Annotated in this window: 14 protein-coding genes and 1 tRNA gene; 7 read left to right on the top strand and 8 right to left on the bottom strand. The window is 51.4% G+C overall.

Annotation, left to right across the window (positions count from 1 at the left end; genetic code table 11):
- The first annotated feature begins 257 nt into the window (after positions 1-257).
- Positions 258-1,490 (top strand): chromate efflux transporter, encoded by a 1,233-nt coding sequence (chrA, locus tag RHI63_RS10565; protein WP_310744526.1) that lies wholly within the window; start codon positions 258-260, stop codon positions 1,488-1,490.
- Here chrA and RHI63_RS10560 read toward each other — a convergent pair.
- The 8 genes from RHI63_RS10560 to menB form a co-directional block, all read right to left on the bottom strand.
- The gene (locus tag RHI63_RS10560; protein ID WP_310438029.1) at positions 1,487-2,278 is read right to left on the bottom strand and encodes a ParB N-terminal domain-containing protein; all 792 of its coding nucleotides are present in this window, start codon (positions 2,276-2,278) and stop codon (positions 1,487-1,489) included. The two genes, chrA and RHI63_RS10560, sit on opposite strands and share 4 nt — an antisense overlap.
- A gap of 40 nt (positions 2,279-2,318) precedes the next feature.
- Entirely contained in the window at positions 2,319-3,191 is an 873-nt protein-coding gene (locus tag RHI63_RS10555; RefSeq protein ID WP_302678258.1) for a ParA family protein, read from the bottom strand.
- Positions 3,188-5,887, bottom strand: coding sequence for an ATP-dependent chaperone ClpB (clpB, locus tag RHI63_RS10550; RefSeq protein ID WP_310821570.1), 2,700 nt, complete (start codon positions 5,885-5,887; stop codon positions 3,188-3,190). The genes RHI63_RS10555 and clpB overlap by 4 nt, the downstream gene beginning before the upstream one ends.
- 95 nt (positions 5,888-5,982) lie before the next feature.
- A complete protein-coding gene (locus tag RHI63_RS10545) occupies positions 5,983-6,744 on the bottom strand; it encodes a hypothetical protein (RefSeq protein ID WP_310821569.1) in 762 nt (253 codons plus the stop codon).
- A gap of 9 nt (positions 6,745-6,753) precedes the next feature.
- Positions 6,754-7,278 carry an SRPBCC family protein gene (locus RHI63_RS10540; RefSeq protein ID WP_206200117.1) on the bottom strand — a complete coding sequence of 175 codons (525 nt, stop codon included), beginning with the start codon at positions 7,276-7,278 and terminating at the stop codon, positions 6,754-6,756.
- Between the two features lie 4 nt (positions 7,279-7,282).
- Positions 7,283-8,602, bottom strand: a complete 1,320-nt coding sequence (locus RHI63_RS10535) for a TrkA-related ion transporter (RefSeq protein WP_255521454.1) — start codon at positions 8,600-8,602, stop codon at positions 7,283-7,285.
- 164 nt (positions 8,603-8,766) lie between these two features.
- Positions 8,767-9,015: a Ycf34 family protein gene (locus RHI63_RS10530; protein ID WP_149819240.1), complete on the bottom strand. Its 249-nt coding sequence runs from the start codon at positions 9,013-9,015 to the stop codon at positions 8,767-8,769.
- Positions 9,016-9,057: 42 nt separating this feature from the next.
- Positions 9,058-9,894 (bottom strand): 1,4-dihydroxy-2-naphthoyl-CoA synthase, encoded by an 837-nt coding sequence (gene menB, locus RHI63_RS10525; protein WP_206200116.1) that lies wholly within the window; start codon positions 9,892-9,894, stop codon positions 9,058-9,060.
- A gap of 155 nt (positions 9,895-10,049) precedes the next feature.
- Between menB and RHI63_RS10520 the strand changes: the two genes are divergently transcribed.
- The 6 genes from RHI63_RS10520 to RHI63_RS10495 all read left to right on the top strand — a co-directional run bounded on the left by RHI63_RS10520 (position 10,050) and on the right by RHI63_RS10495 (position 15,276).
- Complete coding sequence (locus tag RHI63_RS10520; RefSeq protein ID WP_206200115.1) at positions 10,050-10,295, top strand: hypothetical protein; 246 nt, start codon at positions 10,050-10,052, stop codon at positions 10,293-10,295.
- The gene (locus RHI63_RS10515) at positions 10,274-11,197 is read left to right on the top strand and encodes a hypothetical protein (protein WP_206200114.1); all 924 of its coding nucleotides are present in this window, start codon (positions 10,274-10,276) and stop codon (positions 11,195-11,197) included. The genes RHI63_RS10520 and RHI63_RS10515 overlap by 22 nt, the downstream gene beginning before the upstream one ends.
- 350 nt (positions 11,198-11,547) lie before the next feature.
- Positions 11,548-13,869, top strand: a complete 2,322-nt coding sequence (gene pcrA, locus RHI63_RS10510; protein WP_310821568.1) for a DNA helicase PcrA — start codon at positions 11,548-11,550, stop codon at positions 13,867-13,869.
- Between the two features lie 116 nt (positions 13,870-13,985).
- Positions 13,986-14,432, top strand: coding sequence for a hypothetical protein (locus tag RHI63_RS10505; protein WP_206200112.1), 447 nt, complete (start codon positions 13,986-13,988; stop codon positions 14,430-14,432).
- 62 nt (positions 14,433-14,494) lie between these two features.
- Positions 14,495-14,578 (top strand) — tRNA-Leu (locus RHI63_RS10500).
- 59 nt (positions 14,579-14,637) lie between these two features.
- Entirely contained in the window at positions 14,638-15,276 is a 639-nt protein-coding gene (locus tag RHI63_RS10495) for an LON peptidase substrate-binding domain-containing protein (protein WP_149819234.1), read from the top strand.
- Positions 15,277-15,349: the final 73 nt, after the last annotated feature.

Here is a 15,349-nt window from a genome sequence, read left to right as displayed (position 1 = left end):
CACGATGCCAATAGCGGTCATGGTTTTTAGGTAGGTTGGTGATTTAGAGAGCTTGTCGAGCATAGTCTAAATTTTTGCAAGAAGTTTTATGACTAATATAATTTAGCCAAAATCCTAAGTTAAGTACTAAGACTCTGTCAAGGTTTGTTTCACATTTTTTTACTTTATCTACAATTGACCTCATTCCCTCTTGTTTATTATTTAACTATATGGCAATATAAGAAAACATAATTAGCTACAGCCATTGCGAGGAACCCATGCTAGAGTCCGAGATCGAAGAGTCATCGTCCCCCCTGCCTCTGAATCTCTGGGAAATGACCGCTGTATTTCTGAAACTGGGCAGTATTGGCTTTGGCGGTGGAATTGCCATGATCGCCCTCATGGAAAATGAGTTTGTCAAGCGACGGCGGCTCTTGGCCATTGATGAATTTCTGCATGGGGTTGCCCTCAGCCAAATCCTAGGATCGTTCCCAGTCAATACGGCGCTCTTTATTGGTTATCGCCTCCATGGCTTTTGGGGCGGTCTGTTGGGTAGTCTGACCTTTCTGCTGCCGTCCGTTGTGGCGGTGATTTTACTATCTTGGCTCTATTTTGGGTTTCATACGATTCCCTCATTGCAAGGTGCCCTAGCGGGGCTAACGCCAGTGGTCATTGGCATCATCTTGGCAGCAGTCTGGTCAATGGGGCAAAAGTCTGTGCGCTCGACGGTCACGATCGCGATCGCCATTGCGGCCTGTCTCGGCAGTTTGACCCACATTAATCCCTTGCTCATCCTTGGCAGTGGTGGCATTATTGGTCTCATTCTCCAACTCAGCCCACCGACAAAAACCACAAAACTCCAAACTTCCCAAAAATCCGCCCTCGTTGGCTTACCCCTAGCGATCCAGACCCTACCCCACCAAGCTGCCCAAATGGCCACTGCCTCTTCTCAACCCGTTCAGTGGCTGACCCTAGTGCTTACCTTCCTCAAAGTGGGCATTGTTTTCTTTGGTGGTGGCTTTGTCCTGATCCCCGTGTTGAAACAACTGTTGATCGATCAGTTGCATTGGCTGACGCAGCAGGAATTTATTGATGGTGTGGCTATTAGTCAATTGACCCCAGGGCCGATCGCTGTCATTGCCACTTTTGCGGGATTCCGTGTTGCTGGTATTGGTGGTGCTTTTTTGGCAACCGTGGCCTTATTTTTGCCATCCCTATTATTGATGTTTGCTCTTGCCCACTACTATCAAGTGGTGAAGCATCTCCAACGGGTGAAGCAATTTTTGGCAGGGGTCAATCCTGCGGTGGTGGGTATGGTGTTGTCAGCAGCCATTAACCTTGCGCCTGCCATTGTCCACCTCGATCAGCCCGTCAGTCTCATTCTCAATAGCGTGCTCTTGGTCTTTTCCCTTGTGGCGATTACGCGCCTCAAATGGCACCCAGCGATCGCCCTTGCTGTGGGAGCAACAGTTGGATTATGCGGTGGCCAATGGTTAACTGGCACGGCCTAGTGAAGAAAACTCAAACTTGCTGGTACGGGGCACTTTTCGAGTTTTGTAAGGGTCTGGGGTCTCAGGTTCAAAATTTCTTTAAGGTGAATGAGAGACTGAAAGGGAGATTGAGTACGAAACTCAATAATCTCTTTGATATATTTTCGACGGCTTGTTTCACCTACTCCTGCATTTATAAGCCACTGTTGGATTTCGGCTCTGGAGCCTTGATTAAGCAAGCGTATTTTTAACTGAGGTTGGTTGCGATCTACCGAGGAGCCTGATAGTGTTGTTGTTGGTGTGGGGGGTGACACCTGTGGCAGTGGTAAGTTATCTAGTTTGGCATTGATGTTTACTAGGGCTGCCTCCATTTCTTTTAGGGACTGAAAAATAGCTTGATTTTGCTCTAGAAGCTGCTGAAGGAGTGTCTTGGTAAGATTTCCGTTGGAGTTGCTCGCTGGTGAGTCAAAAGCTAAAGGCTCTGTAGTTTGTTCTTGGTTTTGTGCTTCTGTTACTTCAGAAATTGTGGAGTTAGACTGAATTTGACTGAGAATTGCAGTTTCTATTTCTGGCGTATCATTTTCTTCAATAATCAGGGCATTGATTTCTTTAAGATTGGCTTTTTGGGCAGCATAATACTGCTGATGACCTGACAAGAGTTTGAAGCGATGACAGGCTAAGCGATCGCCCAAACGCCGCACCACTAGCGGTGGAAAACAGATACCTGCTTTGAGAATTGAACTAGCCAGTTCCTCTATCCTTCCCTGATCTGCGGGCACAAGGTCAGGGCTCAGTTCAATCGCTGTCAATTGAATACGTTTGCTATTGACCATTGCATTTTAGGGTTGACTAGGACTGAGTGATCCAATTGAGTTCATCTACCAAATCATTGAATTCACGGGCAGAATTTGAATTGGGCTTAAAGCGAAAAATAGATTGGGGGGCTGGTATTTCACTATCGCCACTGGCAGTCACGCGATTGAGGCTATTGGATAAGTCAACAGATTCGGTGATAATTGTCTCTAGAATTTTCAGAGGATACTTATTCGTAATTGCTTTTTGAACAGCAATAAACTTACTTGAATTCTTAGTTCGGCCATGAATTTTTGAGGGCAAAATTCCCACAATATCTAAGGGTTTTTTACCCAACTTGACCCGCAAGTCTGCAAATCGTCGATTAATATCTTTCACAAACGACATGACGTACTTTAGGCCTTGATTGGCAAAGGGCTTAAAATCTGAGGGAATAATGAGATAATCTGAGGCAATCAGGGCAATTTCGGCGTAGAGATCCCAAGCTGGCGGTGCATCTATGATGACAATATCGTAGGCATCCTTGAGTGCTTCTAACTTCATAAGCAGTTGTAGATGAATGGCATCAATCTCCTTCAGGAGATCACGGGTTTCAATGCTCACTAAATCAATATGGGCAGGGACAACATCAATCTCTGGGTGATTAAAAGACTGGGATTTCCTAACCACTTTTTCAATGGGATACTCATCGGCATATCTGAGCACATGGAAGATATGAGCATCCCGCAGTGTATCCTCCTCTTCAAACAGAAAACTCATTAAGCCAGTGGCAAAGGTCGTATTGGCTTGAGAGTCCATGTCAATAACCAAAACCCGCTTTTCCCGACAACGAAAGGCAGCTGCTAAGTTGACAGCAACAGTAGTTTTCCCTACACCACCCTTGTTGTGATAAATGGTAATAACTTTCACACTTCTTTCCCGTCGAGTGGATTACTGAAGGCTGAGGAGGCGGTGACGGTGTCGCGATCGCCTGCACCTGCGAGGTTGGCAGGGCTAAAGGTCAACTCACCGTTGACCAAATCTACCAAAATCGTATCGCCGGGTGCAAAGACCTCTTCAAGGATCTTCACGGCGAGGGGGTTCTCCAATTCCCGTTGAATGGCGCGTTTCAGAGGACGTGCCCCATAGACTGGATCAAAGCCCACCGCCACCAAATGATCTAGCGCTGCCGGGGTGAGGCGCAGGCGAATTTTTTGATCCGCAAGGAGTTTCTCCACCCGTCGCAGTTGAATTTGAGCAATCTGTGCCAGTTCAGCCCGCCCTAGGCCATGGAAGAGGATCAAGTCATCAATGCGGTTGAGAAATTCGGGGCGAAAATACTTTTGCGCACTTTGGAGTACCCGTTGGCGCATTTCCTCATAGCGACTGTCATCCCCGGCCAAATCTAAAATATGCTCGCTGCCCAAGTTGCTGGTCATAATGATCACGGTATTGCGGAAGTCCACCGTTCGCCCTTGGGAATCAGTGACGCGGCCATCATCGAGCACCTGCAAGAGCACATTAAAGACTTCTGGATGGGCTTTTTCCACCTCGTCAAACAGAACCACGGCATAGGGACGACGGCGAATCGCTTCCGTCAGTTGACCGCCACTGTCAAAGCCGACATACCCCGGTGGTGCGCCAATCATGCGGGAGACAGCGTGTTTTTCCATGTACTCCGACATATCAATGCGCACAAGGGCATTTTCATCATCAAAGAGGGCTTCGGCAAGAGCACGGGCCAGTTCTGTTTTGCCCACCCCCGTGGGACCCATAAAGAGAAAGGAACCAATGGGACGGGCAGGGTCTTTCATGCCGGCTCGCGCTCGGCGAATCGCTGCGGCCACGGCGGCCACGGCATCGGTTTGACCAATCACCCGCTGATGGAGGACTTGTTCCAGTTGCAGGAGTTTTTGCCGTTCTGAGGCCATTAATTTTTGCAGCGGAATTCCCGTCCACTTGGCAACAATTTCAGCAATGTCGGCTTCGGTGACTTGATCGCGCAAAAAGGTGCCACCTTCGGCCTGAAGTTCCAAAAGTTGTGCTTCGGTGCTTTCCAATTCCCGTTGCAGCGTCTCGAGGCGACCATATTTAAGTTGAGCAGCTTTGTTGAGGTTGTAGTCCCGCTCCGCTTGCTCGATTTGCAGCTTTACCTGATCTTCCTCTTCTTTGAGGCTGTTGATGCGCTCTAGGAGGTCTTTTTCGGCTTGCCAGCGGGCTTGCATGGCCTGTTGTCGCGGTTGCAGTTGGGCAATTTCCTCTTCAATGCGCTGCAGGCGATCGCGGGTGGCTTGCAGTGGCACTTGGCTCAGGGGCAGACTTTCTTCCTGCTTGAGGGAGAGTTTTTCCATCTCCAGTTGCCGCAGGCGCCGCTCAAGGGCTTCCAGTTCAGCGGGCTTGGTGGTGATTTCCATTTTCAGTTTGGCCGCCGCTTCATCCACGAGATCAATGGCCTTGTCGGGCAAAAAGCGATCGCTAATATACCGATCCGAAAGCATCGCCGCTGCCACCAATGCCGAGTCAGTAATTTTGACGTTGTGGTGAATTTCGTAGCGATCCTTGAGACCCCGCAAAATTGAGATTGTATCCTCAACGCTGGGTTGGCCAATATACACCTGCTGGAAGCGACGCTCGAGGGCAGCATCCTTCTCAATATGCTTGCGGTACTCGTCTAGGGTGGTGGCACCAATACAGCGCAGTTCGCCCCGCGCCAACATCGGCTTCAGGAGGTTGCTGGCATCCATCGAGGCGTTTTGATTGGCACCGGCACCAACCACGGTGTGCAATTCATCAATAAAGAGAACAATTTGACCGTCGGAATGGGTCACTTCGTGGAGAACCGCCTTGAGGCGATCTTCAAAGTCACCGCGAAACTTGGCACCCGCCACCAGACTCCCCAGATCAAGGGAAATCAACCGCCGATTTTTCAGGGATTCGGGTACATCGCCATTGATAATCCGCTGGGCAAGACCTTCGGCAATCGCCGTTTTCCCAACTCCAGGTTCGCCGATGAGCACGGGATTATTCTTAGTGCGGCGCGAGAGCACTTGAATGACGCGGCGGATTTCCTCATCGCGGCCAATGACCGGATCTAGTTTACCTTGGCGGGCTGCTTCGGTGAGATCGCGACCGTACTTTTCAAGGGCAGCGTATTTATTTTCGGGGTTTTGGTCTAAGACTTTTTGGGCGCCGCGAATGGCTTTGACGGTGGCCGCCAACTGCTCGCGATCGCAATTCAAAGCGCGGAACAGACGTTGACCAATACGGCGATCGCCCACAAATGCGAGGACAAGATGCTCAATCGAAATAAACTGATCCTCTTGCTCTTGGCGCAGACGATTGGCTTCATCAAGGAGAGCATCCAAGCTGCGGCCACAGTAGAGTTCGCTTCCCGTTGGCACGCGGGGTTGCTGTTTGGCAAAGTCCATCAGCCGCTTGAGAACCCATTCAGTGTCAATATCAGCCCGTTCAAAGATCAGTTGCCCCAGTCCTTCTTCGCGCAGGAGGGCAATCATCAAGTGCTCTGTTTCCAGATATTGGCTGCGATATTCCCGTGCCACATCTTGGGACTTAACAATGGCTTCCCATGCTTTATCAGTAAACTTTGTTGGATCCGTTGGTTGCATAGTGATAATTGAGGGCAAAACCCCACCGACCGTGAATGCATTATGCCATCATCTTCAGTGTAATCAACAGGCCAGCGCCACACCCGCAGGACGATTTATAGAGGTGGCAGATAGAGAAACCGCCGCAGGAGATTAGCGAGTTTTTTCTTGCTGTCATAGCCGCTACTGTAGTACTGCCGCAGGGGAACTGTCTCGCCAGAAGTGAGGTGCACCACGACGCGATAGAAGCGATCGCCATCAGAATCCACGGAGCTTTCAATCGCAATGTCCCTGATCGCGCGCAAGTGCAATTCCTTCTGAGTGCGGCGGAAAAAATTTGCATGGAGAATCGTCAAGGTGCCACTGCCCCGATCCAAATCCAGTGTTAAGACGGATGCGAAAGAAATGAAACTCATCCCTACCAGAAAGAACACCCCCGCAATGATCCCAATGAGCCAGCGATCGTCCACACGCGCTGAAAGTTCGGTTTGATTGGGATTGGCTAAGAACTGATTAATTTGCTGCACCATGGCGGCGCGATCGCCCGGCTCCGAGGAGGCAACGCCTAATATGGTTGAGTTGCCCGCTATTTCAAGAACAACGCGGTACATGCGATCGCCTTCGCTGTCAATGTAGTCCTCCAACTTTGCCTGTCGCAGTAGAGGAAGCGGAATTTTCACCCGCTCTTGGCTCACGAAGGAGGTTGTGGTGGCAATACATTCATAGGGTAGGGTTTGGCGTTGGCAGTGAATTTCTGCAACAGGAAAGAAGCTGAGCATCAACGTAGGTACAAGAGCAAACACCCCACCCATAAACCAACTCAGCAAAGGGCGCTCCCGCAAGCGCAAGCGATAGTCCGTTTGCTCCAAGATTTTCATCGCTGATCGTTATCCTTGAGCACGCAAAAATGCTGCGACACTGGCTGCCAACTGCTGAAAATTGGGTTCGATGCGTTGGCCGAGATACTCCTCCACAGCGCGAGCAATCATGCCAGCTAGGAAGGAGGGTACCCCCGGAATGCGTTTTGGATCAATGCGTAGATGACCTCGGCTAGTGATAATTGTTGAGTCACCCACAGCAATGAATTGATTTTCCCCTTGGCAGTCAATGGCCTCGGTAAAGGCATGGGGTGCAATGCGCCAGCGGGTGAGATAGTGGCGATCGTCCCAATGGGTGTAGTCCGTCCACGAGAGCATTGCCTCACTCAGCAGTGCCCGAGCCGCTGCCGGAATTTCGCCACCCCCATGCCAGACCAGAACCATCTCTAAGATCTCAGGCTGTTCCCTGCGCTCTTGCACCTCAATTTTACGCACATTGGGCATCCAGTTGACTAACTCAGGCAGGCGATCGCGATAGGTACGATAGACGTGCTCGCGGGGAAAGGGCAGCTCTACTTGGGAGGCAATTTCCATCACCCTATCCCCACTGTGGATACTGCCGCGCAATCACAACCACATAGTCCCCCCCTTGCAGCTCATAGTCCATTGGTGGGTTAACCTCCGTCTGGCGACGCCCCTCAATGCGACGTTCCACAGCGACTAAGAGGGCATCGTACTGCTCCTTGAGGTGTCGTTGCGCATACCAAAAGGTTTTGCCTGCCAGCGTTGACGGCAAAGGCAGCCGATAAAATTGATTGCCCACCTGTACCGTTAGGAGTTCGGCAAAGACATCCATCGCCCCTTGATTGCGCACCGCATTGCCAATGAGATGACCCGCCATTTCATCAGCCACCACCACATCTTCCACCCCTGCCGCCTGAAGTTGCACATTATTATTGCGATCCAAAAGCTGGGCACAGGTGTAAATCGTTGGATTGAGTTTTTCCATGGTCAGTGCAGCGAGAACCGTTCGGGCATCGCGGTCTTGATCACTGCGGGGCTGGCTGGTATCCGCCAAGAGAATGGCACGGGAGGCGTGGTAAATCTGCACCTTCTCTAAAACGTCAATGCGGGTATAGTCTCCCGAATAAAAGTAGAGGCGATTTTGATCTACTCTCCGCAACTCACTCAAGGGCAACTGTTCCAGTTCAGCAACAATGACAATCGGTGCATGGCGGGTTTGGGGATCGGTTTGCAACTCCTGCAACACTAGGGGGGCACTGCGATTCCAGCCACAGAGAATAATGTGGTTGCGCAACTCATCCAAGTCAAAGTTCTTAATGCTCATGACTGATTGCAACCGCTGCACCATGAAGGCAGACACCACCCCTGTAAACACTGCAAACAAGGTCAGCCCCGACAAAACCACCACTAGGGTAATGATCCGCCCGGCATGGGTTTTGGGATAGGCACCAATGGGTTCGGCGGACACTAAGGAAAAGAAGCTGTACCACAGGGCATCCCCAAGGGTCTCGATGTCTGGGTTTGAGGTTCCTTCGATAATATAAAAAGCCAGTCCCCCAAAGAGCATGATCAACACAATGATTAACAGTGCTGAAATTTGGGCACCGTAGAGACCAGAAATCTGGGGAGAAATGTAGTGTAGGTTGCGATTGATCAAAATCGAGGCACGGGGTAGGCGCAAAAGGGGCAGCAGACGAAACAGGGGCCACTGGGGCGGCATCGGTAAAATCGCGACTAGATCAAGCCAGTAGTGGCGGAAAAATCGTTGCTTTTTGCGGGCGATCGCAAAGCGTAGGAATAACTCAACAACAAAGCACAGCCGTAGGGGCAAATCCGCCAGCATCAGAAAAAAATTAGGGTGGCCGGGCTGTACCCAGAAAAGATCGACCACCACTAAAAGTACCCATATGAGGATCAAAACCAACAGGCTGATTTCTACCTGTGGTGCGTGCAGAAATAGATCAAGCTGTTGTCTTAGCCGGCTTTGTCCCATGAGTGCCGCTAGAAGAGAACATCAAATTGCCGCAATTTGCCGCGATCGCCGGCTAACCATCAGATTTAGGTGGGAATCAATTCTCCCGGACGCAGTTTTGCCCACCGTCCCTGTTCTTCGACGAAACTGGCACAACCAACCACATCCCACTCCAATAGAATCTCTTCCCCTTGGGTACGGATGTTGATATTGATCGTCGGCTCAATTGGGTCAAAGTCTGGCGTGAGGGTCAGATGGGGCTGTTGGTGCTGCTCCTCAACGGCATAGTATGTGGTACAGCGATCCACAAGGGCGCAGTTAACACAGATACACATGGAACTCTCCCAATGCCACATGCTCCTACTCTAGCGCATCCCTTAGGGGCGCCAAGGGAACTGCTGAAAGTTGGGGGGACGTTTTTCCAAAAAGGCGTTTTTGCCCTCGGCACTCTCTTCAGTGAGGTAGTACAGCAAGGTTGCATTGCCGGCTAATTCCTGTAGGCCGGCTTGACCATCACAATCGGCATTAAAGGCCGCCTTCAAGCAGCGAATGGCCAAGGGACTTTTGGTGAGAATCTCTTGCGCCCAGCGGATCCCCTCAGCCTCCAGTTCCTCAACGGGGACAACAGCATTGACTAGACCCATCGCTAAGGCTTCCTGAGCTGTATATTGTCGACAGAGAAACCAAATTTCACGGGCTTTTTTCTGGCCGACAATGCGGGCAAGATAACTCGCACCAAACCCCGCATCAAAACTACCCACCCGTGGCCCCGTTTGACCAAAAATGGCATTCTCAGCAGCAATGGTGAGGTCACAGACCAAGTGCAGCACATGGCCACCGCCAATGGCATAGCCGGCCACAAGGGCAATCACCACCTTTGGCAGGGAGCGAATTTGCCGTTGCAGATCCAGCACATTCAGCCGTGCTACCCCCTGATCATCCAGATAGCCTGCCTCACCCCGAATACGTTGGTCACCACCCGCACAAAAGGCATACTTACCATCGGTGTGGGGGCCTGCCCCGGTGAGCAAGACAACGCCAATCGTGGGATCGTTGCGGGCATCCTCAAAGGCCTGACTCATTTCCACAATAGTTTGGGGACGAAAGGCATTGCGCTTGTGGGGACGGTTAATCGTAATTTTGGCAATGCCCGTCGTTTTGTGGTAGAGGATGTCAGTGTAGTGGTGAACCTGCTGCCAGTGGACGCTGTCCATAGAGTGTGATGGGTAAGATGGATTCTCATTGTAACCTGAGGGGTTCTCGGGTTTAGAGGGGAGCAAAATCGCAAAAAAAATTAACATCCACCACCTAGGGGAGGCTAGGAGAGCTATGTTAGGCTGTTGCTGACAATAGTTTGTGCTTCTTTGCTATGAGCGACCTCCTCAACACCTGCCCCAATTTGCAAGCGGATTGTGATCGCCTCCTTGACCTATTGAATGCGGAACCCAAGCTGCGCTCCTTTGATATTACGCCAGTTCAAACTTCCCTGCGCAAGGCGGTTTCGCCGACATTTGAGATTGTTTTTGCAGGGCCTTTTAGTGCTGGCAAATCAATGCTGATCAATGCACTATTGGAGCGCGAACTCCTCTACAGTTGGATCTTAGCCAAGAACTGAAAATCGCCGGGGATGAGTTTTATCGGCATATTGATCAGTTTCTCAATCGTATCAAGGGCGGCCAGTCTCCAGAGGCAGAGCAGGACTATAAACGGCTGAAAAACAACCTTGTCACTTCCCTCGAGCAACTCCTGCGCCAGTTCTCCGTGGCTACTATTTATCAACAGGCCCTTGATAGTCATCCCACCAACTCCGTTGTTCCCGTTATGGGGATTTTGGCGGAGGCCTTCTATTACTTGGCCAATGGTCTCAAGAAAACCCTCGTCGAGTCTTCCCAAGAGGTGATCAAAAATCTCTTTAAGCAGTTGAGGCGGGAGATTTACCAGCAGCCCTACTATCGCGAACTCTTTCGCCTACTGGGGAATGACAGCGGCATTGATCAAATGTTGGCCAAGCTGGAGGAGGAGGTACTGACTAGTATTACGACGGTGGCACGCATTGAGTGCGATCGCTATGTGCGGGAGCGCGAGGATTTCTATCATGATACCCAAGGGGTGATGAAACTGCGGGAGGTGCTGCGCAAAGCCTGCAATACCTTTGATGCTTCGAGTATGTTTGAGGCGGAAACCGAACTGCGGGAACTCCTGAAAATGGACTTTGTTCACAAGATCAAGAAAACCATTGAAGTGACCTATCGAGCCGCGATCGCCACCGCGATTACAGAGCCTCTCCTCACTGCCGCCAAGCAACATAGCCAAGAGATTCTCCAGCAACAGCAACAGGCACGGGAGCACCTCGGCAAAACCCTAGAAAAAGAAGCGGCTGAAAGCATTGAGCACAATGCCGCCAAACTGAAGGAACTAGAGGCCAAGATTGCCATGTACAACGAGGCGGTGACGGGCATTAACCGCTGCCTCGAACAACAGGGGCGCGATCGCCAGAAACTTCCCCTGATTCTTTGAGTATTGATGCAGGATTCGTCTTAACCTGCGTTGCCTACCCCCGCAGTGATTGTGTTATCTTGACTCATCAAGAAGAAGAGCTGGCTGGCCGTGCCCAGAGTAATTTTTCCCTACTGGAGTAGTAGAATGGCAATTTCGAGTTTGAGATCAGCTTCAGTGATGTGCGCTGTTTGTAAAAACTCATCGGGAATTACTCAACTCATAATCCAAAATCCCCTTTAATATCAATTTGTGTCAACCCATCGCCGTCTGATGCCGTGATGCCCGCAGTACTGGCGGATGGGGGTGCCAACCCGTTGGCTGGTCATAGCAGGTATCATAAAACTTTAGGCGAATGGGCGTAGCAGCAAATGAGTAGGGATTTTCTCGCAGGACTGAATCCATCACAACGGCAGGCGGTGGAGCACTATTGTGGCCCGATGTTGGTGGTGGCAGGCGCCGGTTCCGGGAAAACTCGCACGCTCACCTATCGCATTGCCCATTTGATTCGCCAGCATCAGGTGGCACCAGAAAATATCTTGGCGGTGACGTTTACAAATAAGGCCGCCCGCGAAATGAAGGAGCGGCTTGAAGCTCTCTTTGGTCAAGAGGTGGCTCAGCAACTCTACGGGCGGGACTGGCTAGATCTCTCTCCCCTCGAACAACAGCGGGTGCGATCGCGAGTCTATCAAACGTACACGAAGCCCCTTTGGATTGGCACGTTCCACAGCCTGTGTGCCCGACTCCTGCGCTTGGAAATAGAGGCCTATCAACATCCCCAAGGGTATCGCTGGACGCGGCATTTCACCATTTTTGATGAGTCAGATGTGCAAAGTTTGATTAAGGAAATTGCCACTGCGGAACTCAATCTCGATGAGCGCCAGCATGATCCGCGCGGTATCCGCTACAAAATTAGCCATGCCAAAAACCGAGGGCTAAGCCCCGATCAATTGGAGCAGGAACAGCGATCGCCCGCTGGCCGGGTGGCCGCCGAGGTTTATCGTCGCTATGAGGCAACCCTTGCCCAGAATAACGCCCTTGACTTTGATGATTTGATTTTGCGAACGGTGCAGCTGCTACAACAGCACCCCGAGCGCCTTGAGTATTGGCATCAGCAATTCCAACATATTCTGGTGGATGAGTACCAAGACACCAACCGCACCCAATACGATCTCATTCGGCTATTGGCCACCAATGGTACGCCACCGCAACAGTTTCAGAATTGGGGCGATCGCTCGATTTTTGTCGTCGGCGATGTCGATCAGTCCATTTATTCCTTTCGCTGCGCTGATTTCACTATCCTGATGAATTTCCAGCAGGATTTTGGCGATCGCCTGCCCGATGACGATAGCCGCACAATGATCAAGCTAGAGGAAAACTATCGCTCTGTTGCCAACATTTTGCAGGCCGCCAATCATCTCATTGAGCACAACAACGAACGCATTGCTAAAGTGCTGCGTCCCACCAAAGGAGAAGGCGCTCCCATTTACTGCGAGTGTTGCCACACTGAAACCGATGAAGCCTCTTTTGTTGTCCAAACCATCAAAGCCTTGGGCAGTCAATCCCTCGAACCCCAATGGGGACGGTTTGCCATTCTCTACCGCACCAACGCCCAATCGCGCCCCTTTGAGGAGGCCTTAGTTCGCGCCAACATTCCCTACACCGTGGTTGGTGGTCTCAAATTCTATGAGCGCAAGGAAGTCAAGGATGTTCTCGCTTATTTGCGGCTGCTGCAAAACCCCCAAGACACCGTGAGTCTGCGGCGAATTATTAACGTGCCACGACGCGGCATTGGCAAAACCAGTTTGGATCGCCTCAGTGACGCCGCGCAAACCCTTGGCATTTCCCTATGGGATTTAATTGCCGATACCGAATCCATGACGCCCTTGGCCGGGCGAGCCAGTCGTGCCGTGCAGCAGTTTGTGACCCTCATGACCCGCCTGCGATCGCTAGTGGACGACATTGAATTGCCTGAACTGGTGAAAACCGTGATTGAAGAGACAGGCTACCGCCGCGAACTCGAAAACGAAGACACTAAGGAAAGCCTAGAGCGACTGCAAAACCTAATGGAATTGGTTAACGCTGCCCAGCAATTTAGCGAAGAAAACGAGGGGGCAAGCCTCAGCGATTTTCTCAACAGTTCTGCCCTTGCCTCGGATTTGGATACCTTGCAGGAGGGAGAGGGCGGCGTTTCCCTGATGACCTTGCATGCCGCTAAGGGGCTAGAATTTCCCGTTGTCTTTTTGGTGGGCATGGAGCAGGGACTCTTTCCCAACTTCCGCAGTCTCAACGACCCCATGGCCCTTGAAGAAGAACGCCGCCTTTGCTATGTCGGCATCACCCGTGCCCAAGAACAACTCTTTCTCACCTTTGCCCAAAGCCGTCGCCGCTACGGTGGCAGTGAAGATACGATTCCTTCGCAATTTTTGACAGAGCTACCCCCAGAACTGCTGACAGGGAATGTTCAACGACGACCCAAAATGGCTGCTGTCACGAAGCTATCCCCCGCACGGTTGAGCAAGGCTGCTGCCTCTGGTTGGCGGGTGGGCGATCGCATTCTCCATCCTGTCTATGGCGAAGGGGAAATTACCCATGTCTTTGATACTGGCCCGAAGCTCTCCTTGGCGATTCGTTTCCCACGTCGCGGGCAAAAGGTGGTGGATCCCCGCCTGACACCCCTTGAGCGGCTATAAATCGAGCGAACCGATCCGAGCTGAACAATATGAAGTCTTATTGCAGGATGCGGCTGTTTGGGTGCCACTCACGCTTTTTGAGCGTCATGATAAGCATGAACCTATAGGAACTTCCCGTGAGCAAGAGCATTATTGCAGCAACGCTGCTTGCCCTCAGCGCTGGGGCGCACACCTACGCGATCGCCCCCCAAATGCCCACAATGGTCGCTCAGCCAGCCCAACCCGCAGGCACCACCTTCTATGCTGATATGGGCGAGGGTCTATTTCGCATCAGTGGTCGCCCGAATCAAAAAGTAACGTTTATGAGCATTGCCATTGATCCACAAAAGGTGGCGGATATCAATATGCAACTGGCGGATGGCAACTATATTGGCTTTTCTGGCAACGTCATTCAGCAGGATGCCTACAATCTGCGGATTCGCTTGACCAGTTCTGGTATGGCCGATGCCAATGGCACCCTCAATCTCCGTTATGGCGGTCAGCAGTCCATTCTCAACTTGGCAGGCAATGGTCAATTGGATGGTCAGCCCTTTGTGCTCACCTTCCGAGGCAAGATGAAATAATGAGTTGACAGAATTCCACCAAACCCAAGATAATAAAAGATCGCTGACCAAATCTATCACGAGCGGAACTGGCGGAATTGGTAGACGCGCTAGATTCAGGTTCTAGTGTCCGCAAGGACTTCGGGGTTCAAGTCCCCGGTTCCGCATCCTAGGAAGCCTGCAAAGTAGGGTACGATAGAAGCATTGGCTTCTGTGCGCTGTCATTATGGCTTTTTCGTCCATTGCCGTTCGCGAACTCCCCATTTTTCCCTTGCCGGATGTTGTGCTCTTTCCGGGGCGACCACTGCCACTCCACATTTTTGAATTTCGCTACCGCATCATGATGAATACGATTCTTGAGAGCGATCGCCGCTTTGGCATCGTGATGTGGGATCCACAAACGGGACGGCCAGCCACGGTGGGCTGTTGTGCGGAAGTGCGTCGCTACGAACGGCTTCCCGATGACCGCATGCTCATTGATTCCTTGGGTCAGCAGCGGTTTCGCATCTTGGACTACGTGCGCGAAAAACCCTACCGCGTTGGACTGGTGGAGTGGATTGAGGATGAACCCACCAGCATTGATCTGCGCCCCTTGGCCAAGGAAGTGCGGCAACTTCTTGAGGATGTGGTGCGCCTCTCAGCAAAACTGACGGAACAACCCATGGAGCTGCCCCCCGATGTGCCCACGGCTGCCCTTGAATTGTCCTATTGGATTGCCAGTAATTTTCGCGGTGTCGCTCAGGAGCAGCAACGTCTTCTAGAGCTACAATCCACCTACGATCGCCTACTGCGGGAAGCAGAAATTTTAACCACCACCCGCAATCACTTAGCCGCACGGACTGTTCTTAAGGAGACCTTCAAATAGGCAGTGCCCTGCACCATTGAATATGCTAGGCTAGAAATCCTGATGATTTTGCACCATCTGCCTTGCTGGGGAG

The organism is Thermosynechococcus sp. GLH187, from assembly GCF_031583395.1.
In the GTDB taxonomy this organism is placed as follows: domain Bacteria; phylum Cyanobacteriota; class Cyanobacteriia; order Thermosynechococcales; family Thermosynechococcaceae; genus Thermosynechococcus.
This window is presented reverse-complemented; position numbering and strand designations above follow the sequence as displayed.

Coding starts and splice junctions, on each gene's coding strand:
- chrA (WP_310744526.1), top strand. CDS start 258: ATGCTAGAGTCCGAGATCGAAGAGTCATCGTCCCCCCTGCCTCTGAAT.
- clpB (WP_310821570.1), bottom strand. CDS start 5,887: ATGCAACCAACGGATCCAACAAAGTTTACTGATAAAGCATGGGAAGCC.
- RHI63_RS10545 (WP_310821569.1), bottom strand. CDS start 6,744: ATGAAAATCTTGGAGCAAACGGACTATCGCTTGCGCTTGCGGGAGCGC.
- RHI63_RS10540 (WP_206200117.1), bottom strand. CDS start 7,278: ATGGAAATTGCCTCCCAAGTAGAGCTGCCCTTTCCCCGCGAGCACGTC.
- RHI63_RS10530 (WP_149819240.1), bottom strand. CDS start 9,015: ATGTGTATCTGTGTTAACTGCGCCCTTGTGGATCGCTGTACCACATAC.
- menB (WP_206200116.1), bottom strand. CDS start 9,894: ATGGACAGCGTCCACTGGCAGCAGGTTCACCACTACACTGACATCCTC.
- RHI63_RS10520 (WP_206200115.1), top strand. CDS start 10,050: ATGAGCGACCTCCTCAACACCTGCCCCAATTTGCAAGCGGATTGTGAT.
- pcrA (WP_310821568.1), top strand. CDS start 11,548: ATGAGTAGGGATTTTCTCGCAGGACTGAATCCATCACAACGGCAGGCG.
- RHI63_RS10495 (WP_149819234.1), top strand. CDS start 14,638: ATGGCTTTTTCGTCCATTGCCGTTCGCGAACTCCCCATTTTTCCCTTG.